The following is a 22,890-nucleotide window of genomic DNA, read 5'->3' as shown; positions in this document are numbered from 1 at the left end:
AACGCTCTATTATTTTTATCTTTCGAAAAAATACTGGAATAATGCTCAGTCCCTTTGACGACGAATACTTTATGCGAAAAGCCCTTGAAGAGGCTGAAATTGCTTATGATAAAGGAGAAATACCTGTAGGAGTCGTGGTGGTAATTAACGACAGAATAATCGCCCGCGGCCACAATTTAACCGAAACCTTAAACGATGTAACTGCTCATGCCGAAATGCAGGCTATAACCGCAGCAGCCAATTTTTTAGGCGGAAAATATTTAATTAATTGTACGATGTATGTCACTTTGGAACCCTGCCAGATGTGCGCAGGAGCTCTCTACTGGAGTCAAATATCTAAACTGGTGTTCGGGGCTGAAGACCAACAGCGTGGTTACCGTAAAAATGGGGTGAAACTTCATCCCAAAACTCAGGTAAAACAAGGGGTTCTCGAAAAAGAAGCTTCAGCATTATTAAAGCGATTCTTTATTGAAAGAAGAAACCTAAATTAAAAAGCACCACCTAAAACGGCAGTGCTTTTTAATTGAATTATATTTCAAACCTTAGGCCTTTTTCAATTCTTCAGGAATATCCCACATATCTTCCAACTCCTCCAAAGATTTCCCTTTTGTTTCCGGGATATATTTCATTGTAAAAAATATTATCGCCAGGATAAATAAGGAGAAGATAAAATAAGGTAAAGATCCACTCCAGAAATCACTATTGTTTAAATCACTTTCAGCAACAATTGGAAAGGACTGTGACACTACATAGTTGGCTGCCCACTGTGCCGCTACGGCAATAGACATCCCAATAGATCTAATCTTATTAGGGAACATTTCGGAAAGAATCACCCATACCACTGGTCCCATAGACATTGCAAATGCTGCTACAAACAATAGCACCCCAATTAGGGAAACAAGACCAACATTTCCGGTCATTAGGGAAACTCCTAACAGGAGAAAACCAACCATCATCCCAACAGAACCTATATAGAGTAAAGGTTTTCTTCCAAAGCGGTCTACGGTAGCCATCGCAACAAAGGTAAAGACAAGGTTTACCCCCGCCAACAGAATTTGTTGTGCCAGTACATCTTCTTTTCCGAAGCCAAGGGCTTTCTCAAAAATATCGGCACCATAATAAAGCACGGCATTAATTCCTGTAAATTGTTGTAGGGCTGAGAGCACAGTCCCTATCACTATAATAGAAAATATCCCTTTGGCAAAAATGTTCACTTTCAAGCCGCTCTTTTCTTTCTTCAGGGATTTCTCGATCTCCTGTATTTCAATATTAGCCACCTCTTTCCCGTGAATTTTTGTAAGCACTTCTAAGGCCTGGGATTTCAATCCTTTTAAGGCCAGCCATCTCGGACTCTTAGGCACAAAGAACAGAAGGATTAAAAAGGAGAGACTGGGGATAAGTTCAGACCAGAGCATATATCGCCAGCCGTTTTCAATATTTTCAGCTTCTGTAGCAGAACTTCCTATGAAATAGGTAGCCAGAAAAACTACAAAAAAGCCAATTACGATGGCCAGTTGATAATAACTAACCAGGGTACCTCGTATTTTTGCGGGGGCGATCTCTGCGATATAAGTGGGCGCATTCATAGAAGCAAGTCCTATTCCCAACCCCCCAATTAGTCTAAACACCACCAGTAAAGACACCGACTGCGGAAGGAAATCGGGAAGGCCAGAGCCCCAGGCCGAGAGAGAAAAGAGTATACTTGAGAGGATAAGTGAATACTTTCTCCCCATAAAATTACTAATAGGTCCGGCGATTATTGCACCTACAAAACATCCCAGGAGGGCACTTCCAACAACCCAACCTTTCATCACGGCATCAAGATCAAAATACTGGCTGAAATAATATTGGGAGCCATTTATTACTCCGGTATCATAACCGAACAATAAACCTCCCAGGGCTGAAACAATCGTGGTTAAAATCAGATAAGATTTACTATGCATGAGCTTTTTTATTTAGGGTGGGTGAAGATAAGAATTATCAATTAATTCCACGCTTTTTTCAGCAGTGCATATTTGTGTTAACGAATTGTACTTCACTCGCTTAAAAGGGCTTTGGATTCCGAATTATTTAAAGTTTATAGTTTAAATTAAAATTTAAAGACCAATATTTTAAAATGTTATAATCAGTTAAAATTTATGGATTGCAGAAATTTTTTTCTGAAACTTGAAAAATGTTAAAGTTGACCTCGATTAATTCAAGCTCTGAATCTATGAAAAACCGATTTTTTAGGATTACTAAGACCCCTGGTAAAGCCCTGTTATGCCACGTGATGGTTCTATTTTTTATAAACTCTTCTGCCCAGGAGATCCAGAATAATAAGAAAATTTCCCATTCGGTTTATTTTACTGCAAATACAGGAATTGATGATTCCCACTCTTCAGGATTAATTCTGAAGCAAATAAATGAGGCTTCACAATCTGATAAGGAAGCTTCAGTTGTTATTGTAGGAAATATTACCCCAAAAGGAGGTTATCCGCCAAAAAAGAAAGATCGTAAAGAAACAGAAGATTTTTTAAAAGAAAGACTTATGAAACCTCTGGAAGGTTTCAACGGTAATATCATTTACACCCCTGGCGTAAACGAATGGAACAAAGAAGGCCACCAAAACCTGGACGATATGGAGTCTTTTCTTCAGGATAACAGCGAAGCAGAATTCTGGCCTAATGATGGCTGCCCTATTGAAGGGGAGGATCTAAACGATGATGTTCGCCTGGTGATGGTAGATTCACAATGGTTTCTGGAAGAATGGGACAATCATCCATACATTAACGATAAATGCGAGATCAAAACCAGAGAGCAGTTTTTTATTGAATTTAAAGATGAATTAAAAGATGAGCAGGGAAAAACTATAATTGTGAGTATTCACCATCCTGTAATGTCTAACACCCGGCATGGTTTTATCAATAAAATTGCCGGTTTTACCGAGCAATCCTACCAAAATCCACTACGGCAAGAATTACGTAACAGGCTGGAAACCCTCTCCCGACAGTTTGAAGATGTGATCTTTGTTTCTGGAAACGACAGAAATCTGCAATATATAGAAGATGACAATACCCCCCAGATCATAAGTGGGGCCTTAGGTAAACTCCAAAGATCAAAACCTGAAGGCGATAAGGATTTTGCCTCAAAGAAAACCGGGTTCGTTAAACTAAATGTTTATAAAGATGGCAGTTCAAAGGTAGAATTTTACGAGGCTACGGCTTCGGGACCACAGCTTTTGCACACTCAGACTATCAAGCGGGAGAGAATTAGTGAGGAGGAGGTTACTTATCATTCCAAAGAAGATTTTGGAGCTACTTTCAAAGCTTCGGTTTATACCGAAAAAGAGGTAAATAAGTCTTATGCTTACAAAAAATTATGGGGTGAACATTACCGACAAATTTATGCTAAACAAATAGAAGTACCGGTATTATTTATAGATACGCTGCCGGGAAACCCCGTTGCCATCAATGAAGGTGGAGGTCGGCAATCGCGTTCCCTTCGGTTACGCGACGACAATGAAAATGAATTTACACTAAGAGAAATCAGAAAAAGTGCCCTCAGATTTATTCAGGGAAATATTCCGGGACATTATATCTACGATTATATGCAAAACACAGTTGCAGAACGAATCGTACAGGATTTTTACACCACGGCCCACCCATATGCGCCATTTGCAGTTAATGATATCATGGAAGACCTTGATATTTATCACGCCAATCCAAAACTTTATTATGTTCCGAAGCAAGAAAACCTGAATATCTATAACGAAGATTATGGAGATAAGCTTTATATGTTAGAAGAGCACGTTGGGGATCACAATAAGGAGTTTGAAGATTTTGGAAATGCTGATGATATACTTAGTACTTCTGATCTTTTGCTTGAGTTGAGAGAAACCAAGAACATTTACGTACACGAGCCCACTTATATACGCGCCCGGCTTGCCGATATGCTCATTGGAGATTGGGACAGGCACGAAGACCAGTGGCGCTGGGCCGAATTTAAAGAAAACGATTCGGTTAAAATGTACAAACCAATTCCAAGGGATCGCGATCAGGCCTTTTCAAAATATGATGGCCTTATGGTGAGATTGTTGAAATTTGGTTTTCCTGAAACCAGAGCCTTTCAGAGTTTTAAACCAGATCTTGCCGATATAAAGTGGTTTAACAAGGCAGCATATCCATTAGACAAAGCTTTTATAAGAAATGCCAAATGGCCCGAATGGGAAGAACAGGTGAAATATATTCAGCAAAATTTGAGCGATGAAAAAATTGAGGCAGCGTTTGCGGCACTGCCCGAAGACACCCGGGATGCAAGCATAGAAAATATTAAAAAAGCTCTTAAAGCCAGACGAGGTAATCTAGAAGATATCGCTAAGCGCTATTATAAGTTCCTTACACAACACGATATTGTTACCGCCACCGAAAAGGACGATTTATTTATTATAACCCGAAAGCCTAATGGCATAACTGAAATCCGGGTAGAGGGAGGTGACGGTTCAGAGTTTAAACGAGCCTACTCTTCCTCAGAGACCAAAGAGATATGGATCTTTGGCCTGGAAGGTGAAGACGATTTTAAAGTAGAAGGAGAAGGAAATGACCTGATTAAACTTAAAATTGTAGGTGGCAAGAACAATGATACCTATAATTTTGATAATCCGCGCCAAACAAAGATCTATGATTATAAAAGTAAAAAGAACAGTTTTGGAAAGACCGGTTCCAAAATGCTTACCGATAATTATGATATTAATAACTATGATCCCACGAAACGCAAACATTCAACCAATGTGTTATTCCCCAGCATAGGCTTCGATCCCGATGCAGGTTTTAAAATGGGTGTTAAGAACACCTACACCACCTATGGCCTGGCCAGAAACCCCTTCACGGCAAAACACAGCCTTTCCCTTAATTATTTCTTTGCTACCGATGGATTTTCTGCAGAATATACCGGGGAATTTGCACATATCTTCCCCAATTGGAACCTGGGACTTGAAGCAAAATACACCAGCCCCAATTACACCTTAAATTACTTCGGAACAGGTAATGATAGTTTTTATGACGAAGACCTGGTGGATATGGACTTTAACCGGGTGAGGATTCAGCAAATAAGTTTTGCCCCTTCTCTGATAAGAGAAAATAATCGTGGTAGCAGTTTTCACCTGAAAGGTATACTGGAATCCATGGAAGTAGCCTATAACGAAAATGAATTTGTAGGACAGACTTTTGATGAAAATAGCGAACTTTTTAACCATCAACTATACGGGGGTGCCGAAATCTATTACCGTTATTTTAATCAGGACAATCCCGCCTTCCCAAGCCGCGGACTTGATTTTAGTCTAACCACAGGCTACAAGGCCAATATCGATGAGCACAATAATAAATTCGGCTATCTTAAACCTTCTTTAGGTATAAATTATCCGCTTCATTCCAGCGGAATCGCTACCCTGGCCACCAAAGTAGGCGGGGAAATGATCTTCGGGGATAATTATGAATTTTATCACGGAGCTACCCTGGGCGGTAACCACAGTCTTAGAGCCTATCGCAATGAACGTTTTAATGGGAAAACTGCTTTTTTTCACAGCACCGATATTCGGGTAGGACTTTCAAAGGTACGAACAGATTTTATTCCACTTAGATTCGGGATAACAGCCGGATATGACTACGGAAGAGTATGGAGTGATGAGGCAGAGTCTAACGACTGGCATGACAATTATGGAGGTTCAATCTTTATAAATGGCTTTAACGCTTTAACTGCAAATTTCGGGTATTACCTGGGGGATGATGGCAACAGATTTATGTTTAGCCTTGGATTCAACTTTTAAAGCTTTTACACAAAAAAACCGGAATGTAATACATTCCGGTTTTTTTTGAGATTGAATTTCTTAATTGAGGTCTTTATAATCAAATTTCTGACCTCCAACAGAAACTTCTATCATTGCTCCTGCCTTTGGCATGGTCACGATAGCTCTTCCGTTTTCAAATTCTACACTTTTAGCTTTACCTTCTTCAATTATTACCACAGATGCATTACCGGAAAGCTTATAATTCCCTTCCTTGAATTTGTTCAATTCAGATTGGGTTTGAAATAGAATAGCCTGCCTAAAAGCCTGGCCGCCTAACTGAAACCCAATATCCAATTGTCTCAATTCAGCAAAACCAACAAGATTTCCATTTTGATAAACCACACCGTTTCCGGCTGCTCCTCCCAAAATATAAGCTCCTTTTCCTACATTGGGAAAGATTACATATCCGGCAGAAATATCAAATAGTTCTTCCAACTCAGGGTTATCGGTTACAAAAGCGGTTTTAGCTCTTTCTGCGTCATCTATTAATCGTTCCTGATCTTCACTCTGGGCAATCCCTGTGCTAATAAATAACAAAGCGAAGAGGAAACTACAAACGAAATTTAATTGCAATTTTTTCATCATCATTACTTTTTAATTATACTTTACTGAAATTAAGGATTTACGATCACAACTGCTGTTAAGCATCTGTTATATTCAATCTCATAAGGAGTTCTACAACAAACTGTGGAATTCCACACCAATTTGCAGCATCTCCACGTGTGATTTCTTTTCTTTCACAATGCTTAAACCCACTAAAAACCCCATTCAACAACCTCTATAAGAGTGTTTTATACTTCATTGAAGAAAAGAAAATTAAAAAGTGGTAAGAAAGTTGGTTTAAGGGGGAAGAACCCAAATTAAAAAGATGTTGACCGATATAAACCTGCTTTTAAATATTGCACAAGTTATATTTCTGATTCCATTTTTATACCTGCTAAACCAGGAGATTTTCAAGCGTCTTAAGAGAAGACATACCTTTTTCTCTTTCAGGCTAATGAACAGCCTATTTTTTTATCACCTCCTCTTTGGTGCTATTTACTATACCTATGCCTCGGTTAACCCATCAGACTCACATAGGTATTTTAAAGTTCCGCAAAGAGAAGGAAAAGAATGGTTGGATTTTGCAACAACTGGAACTGGTTTCATAGACTTTATATCCTATCCATTTATAAACTACCTCGGTTTCAGCTACGAAATGATGATGTTACTTTTCACCTGGATTGGTTATCTGGGTTTTGTATATGCATACCTAATTTTTAGAGAAAATATTCCTCATAGCATCAAGGTGTTTAAAAAGATTAACTTATTACCACTATTACTATTCCTTCCAAATATGCACTTCTGGACAGCCTCATTGGGAAAAGGTGCACCAATATTTCTAGGACTTATGATGTTTGCCTATGCCGTCAAGAATCCTGAAAAACGTTGGCAAGGGCTCTTTTTTGGTTCCCTTTTGGTATTTTGTATTCGACCCCACATTTTCCTGCTCGTTGCAGTAGTGGCGGTTTTGGGAATCTTACTTGGTAAAAAGCAAATCGAATGGAAAAAGAAACTGGTTTACACCGGGCTAATTGCAGGAGTGCTCTTAATTTTCAAGGACCAGATTCTTGGAGTGGTAAACCTTGGGAATTCTCAGGACCTCATCGGTGATTTTATTGCGTTTACCAATAAAAGGGCCGATAGTTTAGGCCAGGCAACCTCTGGGGTAGCAATGAGCGAATATTCTCTTTTCGAGAAGTTTTTCACTTTTTGGTTCAGGCCATTGTTCTTTGACGCACCCGGATTCTTTGGAGTTATCGTTTCTGCTGAAAATCTTATCTATCTCTTACTGGTAGTGAAGCTGTTCAAGAGGAATTTCATCAAATTTATTAAGATTGCCCCTGTAAAGGTTAAAATGAGCCTGTTATTGTTCTTACTGAGTTCTTTTGCAATGACCTTTGTAATGTCTAATTTGGGAATCATTATCAGGCAGAAAACAATGGTGATGTATTTTCTCTTTTTTGTTATTTATTATTTCCTGGCCCACGAGCAGATGCTAAAGTCCAAGCCGAAACTAAGATCTTTAAAAGCTTTTAGTCAAAAGGCTGCATAATAAAAACCAAGTCTACCCTACCCTCCAGGACCGCACAAAAATTGTCGCCCAGGTCTATTAAAATCATTTAAATCAAACGTAAAACATACATTTAAAATAAAATTAATTATTTTTGAATCATTCTTATATCATATTTAGTTTTTACTAAATGCATACTTCCGCCCTTTATTTAGTTTCATCACGAATATTTAATATTTACCTAGTCTTATTAATACTTGTATTTTTTATAGGGTGCAACCATAATGATGAAAAGGAAGCTTATCTTACAATTGAAAAATCAGGGGAAATTTCCTCTCAATCAGGAACCTTTATAGGATCAAAAGCCTGTGCCGCCTGTCACCAAGAAGAATATGCAGAATGGCAGGAGTCACATCATTATCAGGCAATGCAGATAGCTAACTCGAATACCGTCTTAGGAAATTTCGAAGATCAACATTTTAAACACAAGGATAAGCTTACCAAATTCTTTAAGAGAAAAGATAAATTTTTTGTGAATACCGAAGGTTCTAACGGCGAGAATCAAAATTTTGAGATCTTGTATACCTTCGGGGTTTATCCTTTACAACAATATATTGTAAAATTTCCTGACGGAGCATACCAATGTCTGCCGGTGGCCTGGGATGCTGAAAAATCGAAATGGTTCCATCTTCAGCCAGACCTGGATATAAAACATGATGAATGGATGCATTGGACCGGGGGATCAATGAACTGGAATTCCATGTGTGCGGATTGTCACTCGACTGATTTAGAGAAGAATTTTAATCCAGACCAAAAGATTTATAATACGCACTACAGTGAAATAAACGTCAGCTGTGAAGCCTGTCACGGTCCAGCAGGTCAACATGTGGGCTATTACCAGAAAGGAGGAAATCATGGAGAATCCAATACCCTTTATATCGGTAATGACCTATCGTCTACTGAATTGGTAGACAAATGTGCCAGGTGTCATTCCAGAAGAACGCAAATAACAGAGAAATTTAATTATAAAGGAAAAATTTTTGATCATTATGAACCTCATCTCTTGACAGATCCGGAATATGAAATTGATGGTCAAATTGATGATGAAGATTATGTGTACGGTTCTTTTGTTCAGAGTAAGATGTACCAGCACGGGGTTTCCTGCGCAGATTGCCATAATGTGCATACTACAAAATTAAAGAAAACAGGAAATAAACTTTGTTTAAGCTGTCATAGTACAGATTATAATGCCCCCTCTCATCATATGCATCAGGAAAACAGCGTCGGTTCCTCCTGTATCGATTGTCATATGGCAGGAAAGACATATATGGGTAATGATTTTAGAAGAGATCATAGTTTTAGGATACCACGTCCAGATCAAAGCATGATTTATGGTACTCCAAATGCATGTAACCAGTGTCACGAAGATAAAACGCCCCAATGGGCAAGTGAAGTAATAGTAAAAAAATTTGGTAAAGAAAGAGCAGATCACTTTTCCGATCATTTGCTGCCGGGGAGTTTGGGAGATATAAAACCATTATACCTTTTATTGGAAAATGATAGTTATCCCGAGATTGTCAGAGCCACGGCTGTAAGAAGACTATCAGATCACATTCTTGATGAAGAGGGACGAGACCTGGTTTTTAATTTACTACAGGACTCATCAGCCTTAGTAAGAAATGAAGCCATTAAACTATCTACGCTACAGGGTGATATTGGGATTTCAGGATATATTGAATCTCTGTTGAATGACTCCTCGAGGATGGTTCGGATATCTGCAGCAAATTATTTCATTAGAAATCAAAAAGAACCTTCCTCCCAATCTTTTGAAAAAGCGGAAGAAGAATTTCTTAACAGCTTGAAAATGAATTCCGATTTTGCATCTGGACAAGTTCAACAGGCATTATATTATGAGGCCAAAGGTGAAATTAATCTAGCTAAAAAAGCTTATGAAAGAGCACTTCAAATTGACAGACATTACAATGTTGCCAGAATGAATTTAGCATTATTATCATTTAACCAAGGTGATATTAGAATCGCTGAATCACTTTACCTCAAGGTTACCGAATTAGAACCAGAATATGCTGACTCTTATTTTATGCTTGGTTTGCTCTACAATGAAATGGAGGAAGAAAAAAAATCTTTGTTTTATTTATCTGAGGCTTGCCAAAGAAATAATCTAAGAGCTTGTTACAATTACGCGTTGAAATTACAGGAAAATAAAGAATTTAATAAATCATTGGAGGTTTTAAAAAAGAGACTAAAAACAAATCCTCACAATGAAAATCTTCATTACGTAAAATTGATTGGAGAGTTAAAAACCGGTAAAAAAGACAGTGCATTAAACACTATCAACAAATTATTGAAAATTTCACCTAATAATTCAACTTATCGGGATATATTAAAAAGTTTGAAAAAATAGAGAATTAATCTTGGAATAAAGATCTTATAATTTACCTATTTACTCTTGTCCCTCAAATTATCAAATCTAAATGATCACTTTTTGAATTCGGAAAGTAGAGGTTTCATATGAATCAAAATAAACTTTATAATCAAGTCCTGAGGGATTATTCTGTTTATAGCCGAATTCAATTTTCTTCAATTAAAGGGGGGCTCTAATAAAGAGCTGCTTCAAAACTATTTCTTTATGGATATCCCCAAATGTCTGCCAGGTTGGTACAAATCAATTTCGTGAATACAAAAAACCTTGAAAATCATGTGATTAACAAGGTTTTGGTTTTGATTAAAACACTCCCAGTAGCCTCGCCAGGAATCGAACCTGGATCTAAAGTTTAGGAAACTTCTATTCTATCCATTGAACTACGAGGCCTTGTAAAGGCCACAAAAATAATAATGTTTTGAGAAAAAAATCAAATTCCCTCTTAAAACTTCGCATAGCATCAGGAAACTTTGTAATTTCAATCTGAACTTAATTTTTGCATCATGAAATTACTCGCAACTATAAGCAGTTTCATCTTTTTATTCGCCAATACATGTAATTCCCCTGACGGTCAAAACGATCAACTTCAGCTTACCGGCACCCTCGAAGCCACAGGAATTACCTCGTATCAATATGGCACGCATACTCTAACAACCGAAGATACTTTTTACGCGCTTCGGAGTGAGAAGATAGACCTCAGCCAATATGAAGGTAAAAGCGTTAACATTGAAGGTGAAAAAGTAGAAGGTTACCCAGTAGATGGAGGCCCCGATTATATTGAAGTAAACAGTATCAAAGAGAAACAATAAAGGCTTTAATAATTCATCTGCTTCTTATAACAGCGCATTTTTCAATTTTCAGTAAAAACCCCACTCCTTCAAGAAGATTGCATATTCCAAATATCTAAACACTTAAATATGAAAACAACTTTACTTTCTGCAATGGCAATTATTTTAAGTCTGCCGGTTTTTTCTCAAAATCCTGGAATTGAGAAAGAGGCATTTGCCCACACTTATTCTATAGTAGCCCGCGACAGTGTAACAGGTGAAATGGCGGTTGGTGTACAAAGCCATTGGTTTTCTGTAGGCCCATTGGTAGCCTGGGGGAAAAGCGGCGTTGGGGTTGTTGCCACCCAGTCTTTCGTTAATCCGGAGTATGGCCCTCGCGGACTTGAATTAATGGAAGAAGGGAAAACCGCAGTAGAAGCTTTGGAAGAAATCGCCAATTCAGACAGTGGACGTGAATACAGGCAGGTGGCTTTTTTGGACAGCCGCGGGAATACTGCCGCATTCACCGGCCAGAATTGTGTAGAAGCCGCCAGCCATATCACCGAAAAAAATTTTTCGGTGCAGGCCAATATGATGCTTAACGATGAAACCGTTCCTGCTATGGCAGAGAGTTTCAGCAGTAATTCTCATCTCCCCCTGGCTGAAAGGGTACTGGAAGCCCTAAAAGCAGCACAGGAAACAGGAGGGGATATCCGCGGAAAACAATCGGCAGCCTTGATTGTAGTTGGAGCTAATAGAGTTGAGGAAAGCTGGAAAGATAAAAAAATAGACCTGCGGGTAGATGATCATGCTGAACCTATCAAAGAATTGGAACGACTCTTAAAGACTGCCCGTGCCTATGAATATATGAACCGTGGTGACCTTGCTATGGAAGATGGTGACGTAGATAAGGCTTTGGAGGAATATGGCACCGCTGAAAAAATGTTCCCCGATAACCTGGAAATGCAATTCTGGAAGGCGGTAGCCCTGGCCAACGCGGGAGAAATCGAGGAAGCAAAGCCTGTTTTCGATAAGATCTTCAAAAAAGATGAAAACTGGCGTGAAATGTTAAGGAGATTGCCAAAAGCCGGGCTTTTAGATGTTAGCGACGAGGAATTAAAGCAACTTACCGATTAGATTATTAATTCGCTGGCTTTCTTTCTATCTTAGCAAATCAGGAAAAATAAACCCTTATGAAAAATTCAGCAACAAAAATATTACTTTCTATCCTGGTAGTGAGCCTCGGGCTTTTTACCTCATGCAAGGAGGAAGAGAAAACTTCGGAAGCTGCTAAAACTGCGCCAAGTGTAAATTCCACTAATCAGCAAGGCAGTACCAGTGCTGCAGAAGCTCCCGAATTGAATCCTAAACACGGGGAGCCCTATCACCGTTGCGATATTCCGGTAGGAGCGCCTTTAGACCAGGCTGCCACTACCCGTCAAAATACCAGTACCCAGTCTCCGGTGCGATTGAAGAGTTCAACTCCTAAGATCAATCCGCCTCACGGAGAACCTGGGCATTCCTGTTCAGTACCTGTAGGTGCGCCTTTGGAAGGATAAAAAGAAATCAAAACAAAAAAACCCTAGCTCAACAGAACTACGGATTTTTTTCATGAAAATTCTTCCTGAATTAATCCAGGCCTCCCCTTCGGGTGGCATCCTGGGGCTCCGGCCAGGTCATTTGCTCTCCCGTTCTTCTGCTAACGGGAAGCACACTTTGCTCACGGGAAGTAGTTTCTGGATCTTCACTAGCCATATAAGTAAGGATTGCAGTTAAGATCACATTGCTTCTTACATCATCAAAAACAATCTTATCATAAGTATCTAAATTGGTATGCCAGGTGTAGTTCCAGTAATTCCAGCTAAGAGAACTCAGCATAAAACCCGGGGCACCTGCGGCCACAAAAGAAGAATGATCTGATCCCCCTCCGGAAGGTGTTCCAGGAAAGGTAGTTTCAATATCATACTTAATCTCATCGGGCACTGCTTCCATCCATCTTCCAAGATAGTCATAAGAATGCAGGAAACCCTGTCCATTTATTCTGGCAACTCTTCCAGTTCCGTTATCCTGGTTAAATACCGCCTGGACATTTTCAACAATACCGGGATTATCTTTTACAAAAGCACGGGAACCGTTTAATCCTTGCTCTTCACTTCCCCAATGCCCTGCAATAATGGTTCGTTTGGGATTTGGGTAAAGTTTCTTTAATATTCTCATTGTTTCCATCATCACTAAGGTACCTGTTCCGTTATCGGTAGCACCGGTTCCGCCATCCCAGGAATCAAAATGAGCGGAGAGGATAACGTATTCCTCAGGTTTTTCGGTTCCTTCAATTCTCGCGATGGTATTAAATGCAGGAACTTCGCCAAGATCTTTCGATTCAGCAACAATTCTCAGTTTTGGTATATCCCCATATTCTGCAAGTCGGTACACCAGTCCGTAGTCCTCAAGATTCATATCCACAGTAGGAATATTTTCTGTATAAGCCCCAAAAATTTTGTTCGCTCCAAAACCGCGGGACCAGTAAGACGTTACAATAGCGGCAGCACCTGCTTTTTCAAGAGCCAAATGAAGACTCTTGTTATTGTGACCGGTCTTCTCCATTTTTTCCTCCCAGGCTTGTTCCTGTTCTTCCCGCTGATCTTTCATTTTCTGAAAGGATTCTTCGGTGGCCCATTCTTCCCAGTTTTCATCGGGTCTGCCTGTAGCCTGGTACATGGAAGCCAAAACTATTTTACCTTTTACTGCTGCTAGATTCTTTACAAAATCAAGGGAATCTGAAGCCTCAGGAAGCAAAACAACCTCGGCGATCACTCCCTTCTTTTTAGTAGAAGGGCTCCAGGCCAGTTGGCGTGCCTGCAAGCTCTGGACTCTTGGCTCCACAAGATCTACGTGGGTTACTCCCCGCTCCCAGCCTTTCCAGGTGCCCCATTGCTGTTTTTCTGCAGCTATACCCCAGCTTTCATATTTTTTTACTGCCCAGTTGTGAGCATTATCCATTTGCGGAGTTCCCACCAGGCGTGGTCCAATAACATCCATTAGCTCATGGCCGAGTTCTTCGAGCTTTGAATTTTCATTGGCTTCCTTAATAATATTGTCCACAAGTTGGTCCTGGGCGGTACCAGCCATAGAAACCAGAAAAAAACAAAATAATAGTAGTTTATACTTCATCGTAAAGTTTTAGGTTGATAATGTTTTATTCTCAAATATATCATATTTAGTACAAAGTCAGGTTTCAGTTCCCCTGCCACAAAAACCCAAATCAGGGCTTCAGGATTTTTTTCAGAATTTAAGTATCTTGCCTCAGCAAAACAACCCCCTCAGGTTTCAAGTCCATACCTGATAGAAAATTTTACTTATGAGAAAAACATTACTTTTTTTATTCATTTTTACCCTTATCTCTACCAATGGGTTTTCCCAGGAGAGCGAACTATCAGTAGAAAAAATAATGCAGGATCCCGCCTGGATGGGAACCTTTCCCGAAAATATTAAATGGGGTTACGATAGCCAGAATATTTATTTTGATTACAATCCTGAGGCTAACCCAGGTGACTCCCTTTATAAGATCAATATTCAGAATAAATCTAAGATTCAGAAAGTAAGCCTGGAGGAGCGCAGAGAGATAATTCCCAGCGCTGGCGATCTTAATAAAAAAAGAACAAAAAAGTTGATTATTGAAAATGAGAATCTGGCCATCGCCGATCTAAAATCTAGCGAGATAACCCAGCTCGTTGATCTTTCAGAAAAAATTGAAGATCCCCGGTTTATGGCCGATGAAAACCTGATGACTTTTACTTCAGGAAACAATGCCTATCTCTTTAACTATAAAAAAGCCAGACTTGATCAACTTACTAAAATTGAAAGAGGCAATAAAAAAGAGGAAAAAACTGAAGATGCCTCTGAAAAGGATGCCTGGGTTAAGAAAGAAAACCTGGAATTACTCGGGGTTGTACGTGAGAGAAAAACAAAAAAAGAAGAAACAGAAGCACACCGCAAAGCCGTTGCCGAAAAAGAAGATTTCACTTTTTACCTGGAAGATCGCAGCATCAGTAATCTACAGGTAGCCCCTAATGCCAAATATGCCACTTTTAACCTCATTACCCGTAAACCCGGGAAAAGCACCGAGGTGCCGAATTATGTAGATGAATCGGGATATACGGTTAATCTTCCCGCCAGGTCAAAGGTAGGAGATGATGAAACCACGGTTGAACTTGCTATTTACAATTTTGAGAAGGATACTGTTTTTATGGTTGATACCGAAACTCTTCCCGGCCTGGAAGATCTGCCCGATTATACCGAAGATTACCCCGAACGCGACTGGGAAGAGATGGAAAGAGAAGTAATTCCATCGGGAACCTACTTTTCTGAAAACGGTGAAAAGGCGGTGGTTAATATTCGTTCCAAAGACAACAAAGACCGCTGGATCGCGGCAATAGATCTGGAAAGCGGAAAATTAAGAAGCCTTGACCGCCAACGCGATGAAGCCTGGATTGCCGGTCCTGGTGTTGGCTATACCTATTACGGTGGGGGTACCTTCGGCTGGCTCCCCGATAATAAACATATTTATTTTCAAAGTGAGGAAACAGGTTACTCTCACCTCTATTTACTCAATGTAGATACGGGAAATAAAAAGGCTCTTACCAGTGGGGAATTCGAAGTTTTTGACCCTGAATTATCCAATGATAATAAAAACTGGTTTTTAACTACTTCAGAAGTCGGCCCCGGGGAACGTCATTTCTATAAGATGCCGCTAATGGGTGGCAAAATGGAAAAATTAACCCAGATGCCGGGAAATAACGAGGTTTATCTTTCTCCTGACGAGAAATATATGGCTATCAGGCATTCTTACAGCAACCAGCCCTGGGAGTTATATTTAAAAAGAACCCGTTCCAATTCCAAAGCTGAAAAACTAACCGCGGGGCAGTCTGAAGAGTTTTCATCGTATTCCTGGCGTGTTCCCGAAATGATAGAATTCCAGGCTGAAGATGGAGCTATGGTTCCTGCCAGACTTTACAAACCTGAAGCTGATGTGAAAAACGATGCCGCGGTAGTCTTTGTGCACGGTGCAGGTTATCTTCAGAATGTGCATAAATGGTGGAGCAGCTATTTCAGGGAATATATGTTCCATAATCTGCTAACCGATCTGGGGTATACCGTTATCGACATCGATTACCGTGGAAGTGCAGGTTACGGACGTGACTGGAGAACCGGAATCTATCGGCATATGGGTGGAAAAGACTTGAGTGACCAGGTAGATGGAGTGAAATATCTCATAGAAAATCATGACATTAATCCAGATAAAGTTGGCATATACGGTGGAAGCTATGGTGGATTTATCACCTTGATGGGAATGTTCAATGAGCCTGAAACTTTTAAAGCAGGCGCTGCATTGCGCTCGGTGACCGACTGGGCTCACTACAATCACGGGTACACCTCCAATATTTTGAATGAACCTTCAAAAGATCCAATTGCCTACCGCAGATCTTCTCCTATTTATTTTGCTGAAGGTCTTGAAGGCGACCTCTTAATAGCCCACGGAATGCTTGATGTAAACGTTCATTTTCAGGATGTGGTAAGACTTGCTCAACGCCTTATCGAACTTGAAAAAGATAACTGGGAGATGGCGGTTTACCCCGTAGAAGATCACGGTTTTGTTGAACCCAGTAGCTGGACCGATGAATATAAGCGTATTCTGAAACTATTTAACGAAAGCCTCCTGGATTAATGGACATAAATTTTGTACGCCGGAAGTTTCCGGCACTGGAGCAGGACTTTACTTATATGGATAATGCTGGGGGCTCGCAAACCCTCGCCAAGGTAGCTGAAAGAATAAGCGGATATCTTTTGCATCATAATGTGCAACTGGGTGCTTCTTATAAGGTTTCCAGAGAAGCGGGAGAGAAACTCAATTACGCTACCAATGAAGTATCAAAATTTATCAATGCCTCACGAACTGAAGAAATAGTCATAGGAGCCTCCTCCAGTATGCTCCTACGAATCCTGAGTTTGAGCATTAGCAAACAATGGCAGGAAGGGGATGAGGTAATAGTCACAAATACCGATCACGAAGCCAACGTTTCCCCCTGGACCGATCTCCAGGAGAAAGGTATTAAGGTGAAGATCTGGAAGCTAAACCCCGAAAGCCTGGAACTGGATCTCGCAGACCTTGAGAAATTTCTTTCTAAACGTACTAAGCTGGTTGCAGTAAACCACGTATCCAACGTACTGGGAACGATTAACCCTATTAGAGAAATTACTGAAAAAGTGCATAAAGCCGGGGCTCTTATTTGTGTTGATGGGGTTGCCTATGCCCCCCACAGGCAGGTAAATGTAAAAGATTTGGATGTAGACTTTTATGTCTTCAGCTGGTATAAAACCTATGGCCCTCATCTTGCTGTTATGTACGGGAAATACGATTTACTGTACGAAATGGACGGAATAAATCATTATTTTTTCGGGAAGAAAGATGTGCCTTATAAGTTTCAACCCGGCAATTTCAATTTTGAGCTCACCTACAGCCTGCTGGGAATCACCGAATATTTCGAGGAATTTTACCGGGAGCATTTTCGCAGCACAAAGAAATTAGATACCCCGGAAAAACTTGCCAAAAGCTTTGATATTATTGCGAGATATGAGGAAAGGATAAGTGTTCCTTTATTGACATTCCTTAGAGAAAATCCTGAAATCAGAATTATAGGTTACCCTGAAGCCGATAAAAATAAACGGGTGCCTACCATCTCCTTTGTTCATTCCAGGATGAAAAGCGACGAAATCGTGAAAAAGGTAGATGAGCATCGCATCGGTATTAGGTTTGGCGATTTTTATGCTAAAAAATTAATCCACGATCTGGGTCTGGAGGAAAAAAACGGCGTGGTGAGAATAAGCCTTGTGCATTACAATACCGTCGATGAAGTAAAAAAATTGATTGGAGTCTTGAAAGAAATCTTTTAAAAAGAGCCACGAATTCTTTCCCTGAATTCGTGGCTGATATTTTTAGGAAAACTAACTCTATTCCAAAGCCTGCTTCAGATCCTCAATTAAATCTTCTTCATCCTCCACGCCTACACTAAGACGAATAAGGGAATCTACTACCCCGGTCTTTATTCTTTCTTCCTTTGGAATGGAAGCGTGGGTCATACTGGCCGGGTGGCCAGCAAGAGATTCTACCCCGCCAAGAGATTCAGCCAGAGTGAAGACTTTAAGCTTTTCAACTATTTTTGTGGCACTGTTCAAAGTGTTTTCCCTGGTGGTAAAAGAGATCATTCCGCCAAAACCTGTCATCTGCTTTTTAGCGATATCATGGTTGGGCTGATCTTCAAAACCAGGCCAATATACCTTGTCAACTTTTGGATGGTATTTAAGAAACTTTGCAACTGCCTCCCCATTTTCACAATGTCTCTGCATGCGCAGGTGTAAAGTTTTAATTCCGCGAAGCACCAGGAAACTATCCTGTGGGCCACAAATCGCACCACTTGCATTCTGAATAAAATATAATTTATCAGCAATATTTTTATCATTCACCACCAGTGCCCCCAACACCACATCGCTATGCCCCCCAAGATATTTGGTCGCGCTGTGCATAACGATATCAGCACCCAAATCCATAGGCTGCTGCAAATAGGGAGTAGCAAAAGTATTGTCTACCGCCAGCAGCAACTTGTGTTTTTTGGCGATTTTTGAGACTGCCTGGATATCGATGATATTCATCATGGGGTTGGTTGGAGTCTCTATCCAAATGAGTTTTGTGTTTTCATTAATATACTCCTCAATTTTTGAAGCATCCTGCATTCCGATAAAATGGAATTTTATTCCGAAATTCTCAAAAATAGAAGTGAAAAGCCGGTAAGAGCCTCCGTACAGATCATTCGTAGAGACGATCTCATCACCAGGCTTAAACAATTTCATCACCGCATCTATCGCAGCAAGACCAGAACCAAACGCCAAGCCATACTTTGCATTCTCAATACTGGCAAGCGACTTTTCCAGGGCTGTTCGTGTGGGATTTCCGCTGCGGGAATATTCAAAGCCCTTGTGCCCGCCCGGGGTACTTTGCGAATATGTAGTGGTTTGGTAAATTGGTGGCATGACCGACCCGTATGCGGGATCTGTATCTTCCTGACCGCCGTGTATAGTCTTGGTGTTGAATTTCATGGCTACTGAGTCTTAAGCAAATGTAGCATACCTGTTGGGCAATAGCAAAATTGGCTGTACCTTTATCTTTCAATTTAACAGCCATAAAATTGAAAAAACTACTCTCTGTTTTCAGCCTTATCTTTCTTTTTTCTGCCTGCGAGCAGGAACCCGAAAGTCTCCAATTTTTAAATTATTCAGTAGAAAGAAGTGCAAATAACTGTGACCCTGAAACTGAAAAATGCAGTTTTATAGATCTTAATTTCCCTGTGGCCTCAGGCACGAAAACCCGGGAGAAAGAAATCAATAAAGAAATCGAAAACCATCTTAGCTATATCCTGGGTTATGAAGATGAACCCAATATCGAATCGGTAGAAGCTATGGCCGATATCTTCATCCAAAATTACGAAAAGACCAAAAAAGATTTCCCGGGATATAATACTCCCTGGGAGGCCACGATTTATAGTGAAATTACCTATGAGTCTGATAAGCTAGTTTCCATTCAGTTTGATTCTGAAGTTTTTGAAGGTGGTGCCCACGGCTATAGCAGTGTAACCTGGTTGAATTTTAATCCCGAGACCGGAGCGATTTATTCCCAGGATGAACTTTTTACCGAAGACTTTAAGGCTTTTGTTGAGAAGAGATTCAGAAAAGAACAGGGAGTTCCTGAAGGGGAATCCATAAACAGTACAGGCTTGTTATTTGAAAATGATGAATTTCAACTTCCGCAAAACATCGGTTTCAGCAGTACAAAAGTTATGCTCTATTACAACGCTTACGAAATTGCCGCTTACGCCGATGGCCCATACAGGATGGAATTTGATCAAAGTGAAATTTCGGAATACATAAAGCTTGAATTATAAAGTATTTCAATATGAAAAAGATTTATCACCTCTCTACCTGTGATACGAATAAAAGAATCCTTAAAGAACTGGACCCGCCTGCAGCGTTTAAACTTCAGGATATAAAAACCGAAGGAATCACCGAGCAACAAATCGATGAAATGAAGGAGCTGGCCGGAAGTTATGAAGCGCTTTTCAGCAAACGGGCAAGGCTCTACAGAGAAAAAGAACTACACCTGGAGGAACTCACCGAAGACCGCTATAGAAATCTTATCCTGGAACACTATACTTTTTTGAAACGCCCTGTGATTATCAAGAACGATGAGATCTTTGTCGGAAACTCAAAAAAAATGGTGGAAGCTGCAAAAAAATCTATAAATGAATAATCGTGCCCTGGCAATTATTGCAGCAACTATTGCCAGTGCGATTTACGGAATAAACCATACCGTAGCTAAAGGAGTGATGCCTTTTCACATTGGGCCTTTCGGGTTCATATTTCTTCGGGTTTTTGGTGCAGCAATTCTTTTTTGGGCTATTAGTTTCCTGGGCCCTCGCGAAAAAATAGCCACTTCAGACTGGCCACGGATTCTTGGATGCGCTGTTTTTGGAATGGTCATTAATATGCTGTTCTTTTTTAAGGGCCTTAGTCTCTCTACTCCTATAAACAGCTCGGTGATTGTTACCCTTTCGCCGGTAATGGTGCTAATTCTTGCTTCCATTCTAATTCGGGAACGCATCACAATTTTAAAAAGCCTCGGGATTATCGTTGGCCTTGCAGGGGCCTTAATTCTCGTGCTTTTTAGTGCAGATACAGGCACCAATGCTCCAAATATCCCTATGGGAAATATCCTGTTTATCGTAAACGCCTTTTCCTACGGACTTTATTTGATTCTTGTAAAGCCTTTAACCAAAAAATACCATTCCTTTACCCTTATGAAGTGGCTATTCCTGATTGCTGTTTTTATAAATTTCCCGATCACCATTGGTGAATTCACAGATGTGCAATGGAGCAGTTTACCATTTGATGCGATTTGGAAAATGGCTTTCGTTGGGCTGGGCACAACCTTTTCTACCTATTTGCTGAATATTTATGCGCTAAAACAACTTTCAGCATCAACCATAAGTGCTTTTATTTACCTGCAGCCCCTTATCGCCATAGTTTATGCCATAAGTACAGGCGCCGATTCGTTGAATCTAACCAAAGTTGTAGCCGGCCTCCTGGTGTTTGCCGGGGTTTATATGGTTACCAAAAAGAAAACTGAAATAAGAAATTAACTAAAGTTGATGTGGTTCAATATGCTGAGGACGTTTTCCGTATTTTCGGGTGTCTTCTTTTGTTAAAATCCTGAAATCCTCAGTGTGGGAAAGACTATCAAGATTTTTATACAATTCGGGAGGAAGTTTGGTGAGCTTGCGTTCTTTAAGGTCTATCCAGCTCCCCATCATCTCGCAGCTGGCGAAATTCCTTCCCTTATGATCGTAAAAATTATGGAGAAATTCAAAATACATCCCGTCTTCTGAAAGACCTCTTAATTCCAGCGTCACTTTAACCGGATGACCGGCAAAAACCTCCCTAAAGTAATAGACATGTTCATAAAACACTACCGGACCCAGGTTATATTTTGCCAGTTCTTCATGGCCAAAACCGTTTTCCATTAAAAAGCTCATGCGGGTTTGGCTCATAAAATTTATATAGGCTGTATTGGCCAGGTGACGGTTGGCATCTATATCGCTCCAGCGGATATCGAATTCTTTAATATACATTGTAAATTTTTTAATAAAACTAACAAATAATATTATGCGTGCATAATTATTGTGCTTAAAATTAATTTGCAGAAATTAGCCGCAAATGCCATTGATAGAAACCACATATACGGCCCCGCGAATATTCCGAAACGCCCATTTTTCGACCATTTATGCTTCCAGCTTAAGGAAGGTGGCCTTTAGCACCACCCAACGCAACCGCATTGAACTGGAGGACGGCGATTTTCTCGATTTGGACCGAAGTTATTCTTCTGAAAAAAATAATCGACTGGTAATCCTCCTGCACGGACTTGCCGGTAATGCCCAACGTCCTTATATGAAAGCCATGGCCCGTATTTTCAAAGAAGATGGCTGGGATACAGCCGCGATGAATCTAAGAGGTTGCAGCGAAGAGATGAACAGGCTCTATCGTAGTTACAATGCCGGAGCAACCGAAGATCTGGAGGCGGTGATATCGCATATATTAAAGGGAAATCAATACGATGAAATCGTTTTGGTAGGCTTTAGCCTTGGAGGAAATTTAATGCTGAAGTATTTAGGTGAAAATGTAAAGATACCTTCAGAAATAAAATCGGCGGTAGCGGTGTCTACACCCTGCGATTTGGGAGGCTCGCTGGAAGAAATCAGTAAACCGCGAAATATTATTTATTCAAAACGCTTTATAAGAAACCTGAAAAAAGAATTATTCAAGCGGCACCTGGCTTTTCCGGAGAGAATTACGAAAAAGGAAATCGACGGGTGCAAAACGCTTCGGGACATCGATGAGCTCTACACCAGCCGGGCTCACGGCTACAAAAATGCAGCCGATTATTACCAGAAATGCAGCTCACTTCAGTTTTTACCCAATGTTCAAATTCCCACTTTAATTATCAATGCTGAAAATGATTCATTTTTATCGGCGACCTGCTATCCGATAGAAATAGCAGAGAATTCTGAAACTCTTCATTTAGAAATCCCGGCTCACGGGGGACACGTAGGATTTATTCAGAATAAGGAAAGCTATTATCACGAAGAAAGGGCTTTGGAATTTATACAGGGCTTTTCTCAATAAACCTCTTTTCAAACCTGAA

The 22,890-nt window shown here is 40.2% G+C and carries 18 protein-coding genes and 1 tRNA gene; 13 read left to right on the top strand and 6 right to left on the bottom strand.

Annotation, left to right across the window (positions count from 1 at the left end; all coding sequences use genetic code 11):
• Positions 1 to 41 precede the first annotated feature (41 nt).
• Positions 42 to 491, top strand: coding sequence for a nucleoside deaminase (locus tag BUW93_RS01290; protein WP_081208425.1), 450 nt, complete (start codon positions 42 to 44; stop codon positions 489 to 491).
• Positions 492 to 542: 51 nt separating this feature from the next.
• Here BUW93_RS01290 and BUW93_RS01285 read toward each other — a convergent pair whose 3' ends face one another.
• The gene (locus BUW93_RS01285; protein WP_081208423.1) at positions 543 to 1,943 is read right to left on the bottom strand and encodes a sugar porter family MFS transporter; all 1,401 of its coding nucleotides are present in this window, start codon (positions 1,941 to 1,943) and stop codon (positions 543 to 545) included.
• 269 nt (positions 1,944 to 2,212) lie between these two features.
• Between BUW93_RS01285 and BUW93_RS01280 the strand changes: the two genes are divergently transcribed.
• Positions 2,213 to 5,803 (top strand): metallophosphoesterase family protein, encoded by a 3,591-nt coding sequence (locus BUW93_RS01280; protein WP_157893274.1) that lies wholly within the window; start codon positions 2,213 to 2,215, stop codon positions 5,801 to 5,803.
• Between the two features lie 60 nt (positions 5,804 to 5,863).
• Here BUW93_RS01280 and BUW93_RS01275 read toward each other — a convergent pair whose 3' ends face one another.
• Entirely contained in the window at positions 5,864 to 6,412 is a 549-nt protein-coding gene (locus BUW93_RS01275) for a lipid-binding SYLF domain-containing protein (RefSeq protein ID WP_232778295.1), read from the bottom strand.
• Positions 6,413 to 6,692: 280 nt separating this feature from the next.
• Between BUW93_RS01275 and BUW93_RS01270 the strand changes: the two genes are divergently transcribed.
• Both BUW93_RS01270 and BUW93_RS01265 read left to right on the top strand, forming a co-directional pair.
• Entirely contained in the window at positions 6,693 to 7,919 is a 1,227-nt protein-coding gene (locus BUW93_RS01270; RefSeq protein ID WP_081208417.1) for a hypothetical protein, read from the top strand.
• 148 nt (positions 7,920 to 8,067) lie between these two features.
• Positions 8,068 to 10,299, top strand: coding sequence for a multiheme c-type cytochrome (locus BUW93_RS01265; RefSeq protein WP_081208415.1), 2,232 nt, complete (start codon positions 8,068 to 8,070; stop codon positions 10,297 to 10,299).
• A 336-nt stretch (positions 10,300 to 10,635) separates the two neighbouring features.
• Here the strand turns inward: BUW93_RS01265 and BUW93_RS01260 are convergent.
• A tRNA-Arg gene (locus BUW93_RS01260) sits at positions 10,636 to 10,707 on the bottom strand.
• A gap of 113 nt (positions 10,708 to 10,820) precedes the next feature.
• Between BUW93_RS01260 and BUW93_RS01255 the strand changes: the two genes are divergently transcribed.
• The 3 genes from BUW93_RS01255 to BUW93_RS01245 all read left to right on the top strand — a co-directional run bounded on the left by BUW93_RS01255 (position 10,821) and on the right by BUW93_RS01245 (position 12,643).
• On the top strand, positions 10,821 to 11,126 hold the full coding sequence (locus BUW93_RS01255; protein WP_081208413.1) for a hypothetical protein: 306 nt from the start codon (positions 10,821 to 10,823) through the stop codon (positions 11,124 to 11,126).
• 108 nt (positions 11,127 to 11,234) lie between these two features.
• The gene (locus BUW93_RS01250) at positions 11,235 to 12,221 is read left to right on the top strand and encodes a DUF1028 domain-containing protein (protein ID WP_081208411.1); all 987 of its coding nucleotides are present in this window, start codon (positions 11,235 to 11,237) and stop codon (positions 12,219 to 12,221) included.
• Positions 12,222 to 12,277: 56 nt separating this feature from the next.
• Positions 12,278 to 12,643, top strand: coding sequence for a hypothetical protein (locus BUW93_RS01245; protein WP_081208409.1), 366 nt, complete (start codon positions 12,278 to 12,280; stop codon positions 12,641 to 12,643).
• A 70-nt stretch (positions 12,644 to 12,713) separates the two neighbouring features.
• Here the strand turns inward: BUW93_RS01245 and BUW93_RS01240 are convergent, their stop codons facing one another.
• A complete protein-coding gene (locus BUW93_RS01240; RefSeq protein WP_081208407.1) occupies positions 12,714 to 14,255 on the bottom strand; it encodes a M20/M25/M40 family metallo-hydrolase in 1,542 nt (513 codons plus the stop codon).
• Positions 14,256 to 14,442: 187 nt separating this feature from the next.
• Here BUW93_RS01240 and BUW93_RS01235 point away from each other — a divergent pair, with 187 nt between their 5' ends.
• Together BUW93_RS01235 and BUW93_RS01230 are read left to right on the top strand one after the other, a co-directional pair.
• Positions 14,443 to 16,809, top strand: coding sequence for a S9 family peptidase (locus BUW93_RS01235; protein WP_081208405.1), 2,367 nt, complete (start codon positions 14,443 to 14,445; stop codon positions 16,807 to 16,809).
• Entirely contained in the window at positions 16,809 to 18,035 is a 1,227-nt protein-coding gene (locus tag BUW93_RS01230) for a cysteine desulfurase-like protein (RefSeq protein WP_081208403.1), read from the top strand. Before BUW93_RS01235 ends, BUW93_RS01230 begins: the two co-directional genes overlap by 1 nt.
• Before the next feature lie 57 nt (positions 18,036 to 18,092).
• Here the strand turns inward: BUW93_RS01230 and BUW93_RS01225 are convergent, their stop codons facing one another.
• The gene (locus tag BUW93_RS01225; RefSeq protein ID WP_081208401.1) at positions 18,093 to 19,235 is read right to left on the bottom strand and encodes a cystathionine gamma-synthase; all 1,143 of its coding nucleotides are present in this window, start codon (positions 19,233 to 19,235) and stop codon (positions 18,093 to 18,095) included.
• An 89-nt stretch (positions 19,236 to 19,324) separates the two neighbouring features.
• Here BUW93_RS01225 and BUW93_RS01220 point away from each other — a divergent pair, with 89 nt between their 5' ends.
• From BUW93_RS01220 to BUW93_RS01210, 3 genes are read left to right on the top strand one after another with little or no spacing between them, the layout of a single operon-like run.
• Positions 19,325 to 20,077, top strand: a complete 753-nt coding sequence (locus BUW93_RS01220; protein ID WP_081208399.1) for a DUF3298 and DUF4163 domain-containing protein — start codon at positions 19,325 to 19,327, stop codon at positions 20,075 to 20,077.
• Positions 20,078 to 20,088: 11 nt separating this feature from the next.
• A complete protein-coding gene (locus BUW93_RS01215) occupies positions 20,089 to 20,442 on the top strand; it encodes an arsenate reductase family protein (RefSeq protein ID WP_081208397.1) in 354 nt (117 codons plus the stop codon).
• Positions 20,435 to 21,331, top strand: coding sequence for a DMT family transporter (locus BUW93_RS01210; RefSeq protein ID WP_081208395.1), 897 nt, complete (start codon positions 20,435 to 20,437; stop codon positions 21,329 to 21,331). Before BUW93_RS01215 ends, BUW93_RS01210 begins: the two co-directional genes overlap by 8 nt.
• On the opposite strand, the gene BUW93_RS01205 is transcribed toward BUW93_RS01210, so the two are convergent.
• Entirely contained in the window at positions 21,332 to 21,820 is a 489-nt protein-coding gene (locus tag BUW93_RS01205; RefSeq protein WP_081208393.1) for an acyl-CoA thioesterase, read from the bottom strand.
• Positions 21,821 to 21,905: 85 nt separating this feature from the next.
• Here BUW93_RS01205 and BUW93_RS01200 point away from each other — a divergent pair, with 85 nt between their 5' ends.
• Positions 21,906 to 22,871 (top strand): YheT family hydrolase, encoded by a 966-nt coding sequence (locus tag BUW93_RS01200; RefSeq protein WP_081208391.1) that lies wholly within the window; start codon positions 21,906 to 21,908, stop codon positions 22,869 to 22,871.
• Positions 22,872 to 22,890: the final 19 nt, after the last annotated feature.

It is taken from the genome of Salegentibacter sediminis (genome assembly GCF_002078605.1).
Taxonomy (GTDB): Bacteria; Bacteroidota; Bacteroidia; order Flavobacteriales; family Flavobacteriaceae; genus Salegentibacter; species Salegentibacter sediminis.
This window is presented reverse-complemented; position numbering and strand designations above follow the sequence as displayed.

Coding starts and splice junctions, on each gene's coding strand:
- BUW93_RS01290 (WP_081208425.1), top strand. CDS start 42: ATGCTCAGTCCCTTTGACGACGAATACTTTATGCGAAAAGCCCTTGAA.
- BUW93_RS01285 (WP_081208423.1), bottom strand. CDS start 1,943: ATGCATAGTAAATCTTATCTGATTTTAACCACGATTGTTTCAGCCCTG.
- BUW93_RS01280 (WP_157893274.1), top strand. CDS start 2,213: ATGAAAAACCGATTTTTTAGGATTACTAAGACCCCTGGTAAAGCCCTG.
- BUW93_RS01275 (WP_232778295.1), bottom strand. CDS start 6,412: ATGATGATGAAAAAATTGCAATTAAATTTCGTTTGTAGTTTCCTCTTC.
- BUW93_RS01270 (WP_081208417.1), top strand. CDS start 6,693: ATGTTGACCGATATAAACCTGCTTTTAAATATTGCACAAGTTATATTT.
- BUW93_RS01265 (WP_081208415.1), top strand. CDS start 8,068: ATGCATACTTCCGCCCTTTATTTAGTTTCATCACGAATATTTAATATT.
- BUW93_RS01255 (WP_081208413.1), top strand. CDS start 10,821: ATGAAATTACTCGCAACTATAAGCAGTTTCATCTTTTTATTCGCCAAT.
- BUW93_RS01250 (WP_081208411.1), top strand. CDS start 11,235: ATGAAAACAACTTTACTTTCTGCAATGGCAATTATTTTAAGTCTGCCG.
- BUW93_RS01245 (WP_081208409.1), top strand. CDS start 12,278: ATGAAAAATTCAGCAACAAAAATATTACTTTCTATCCTGGTAGTGAGC.
- BUW93_RS01240 (WP_081208407.1), bottom strand. CDS start 14,255: ATGAAGTATAAACTACTATTATTTTGTTTTTTTCTGGTTTCTATGGCT.
- BUW93_RS01235 (WP_081208405.1), top strand. CDS start 14,443: ATGAGAAAAACATTACTTTTTTTATTCATTTTTACCCTTATCTCTACC.
- BUW93_RS01230 (WP_081208403.1), top strand. CDS start 16,809: ATGGACATAAATTTTGTACGCCGGAAGTTTCCGGCACTGGAGCAGGAC.
- BUW93_RS01225 (WP_081208401.1), bottom strand. CDS start 19,235: ATGAAATTCAACACCAAGACTATACACGGCGGTCAGGAAGATACAGAT.
- BUW93_RS01215 (WP_081208397.1), top strand. CDS start 20,089: ATGAAAAAGATTTATCACCTCTCTACCTGTGATACGAATAAAAGAATC.
- BUW93_RS01210 (WP_081208395.1), top strand. CDS start 20,435: ATGAATAATCGTGCCCTGGCAATTATTGCAGCAACTATTGCCAGTGCG.
- BUW93_RS01205 (WP_081208393.1), bottom strand. CDS start 21,820: ATGTATATTAAAGAATTCGATATCCGCTGGAGCGATATAGATGCCAAC.
- BUW93_RS01200 (WP_081208391.1), top strand. CDS start 21,906: ATGCCATTGATAGAAACCACATATACGGCCCCGCGAATATTCCGAAAC.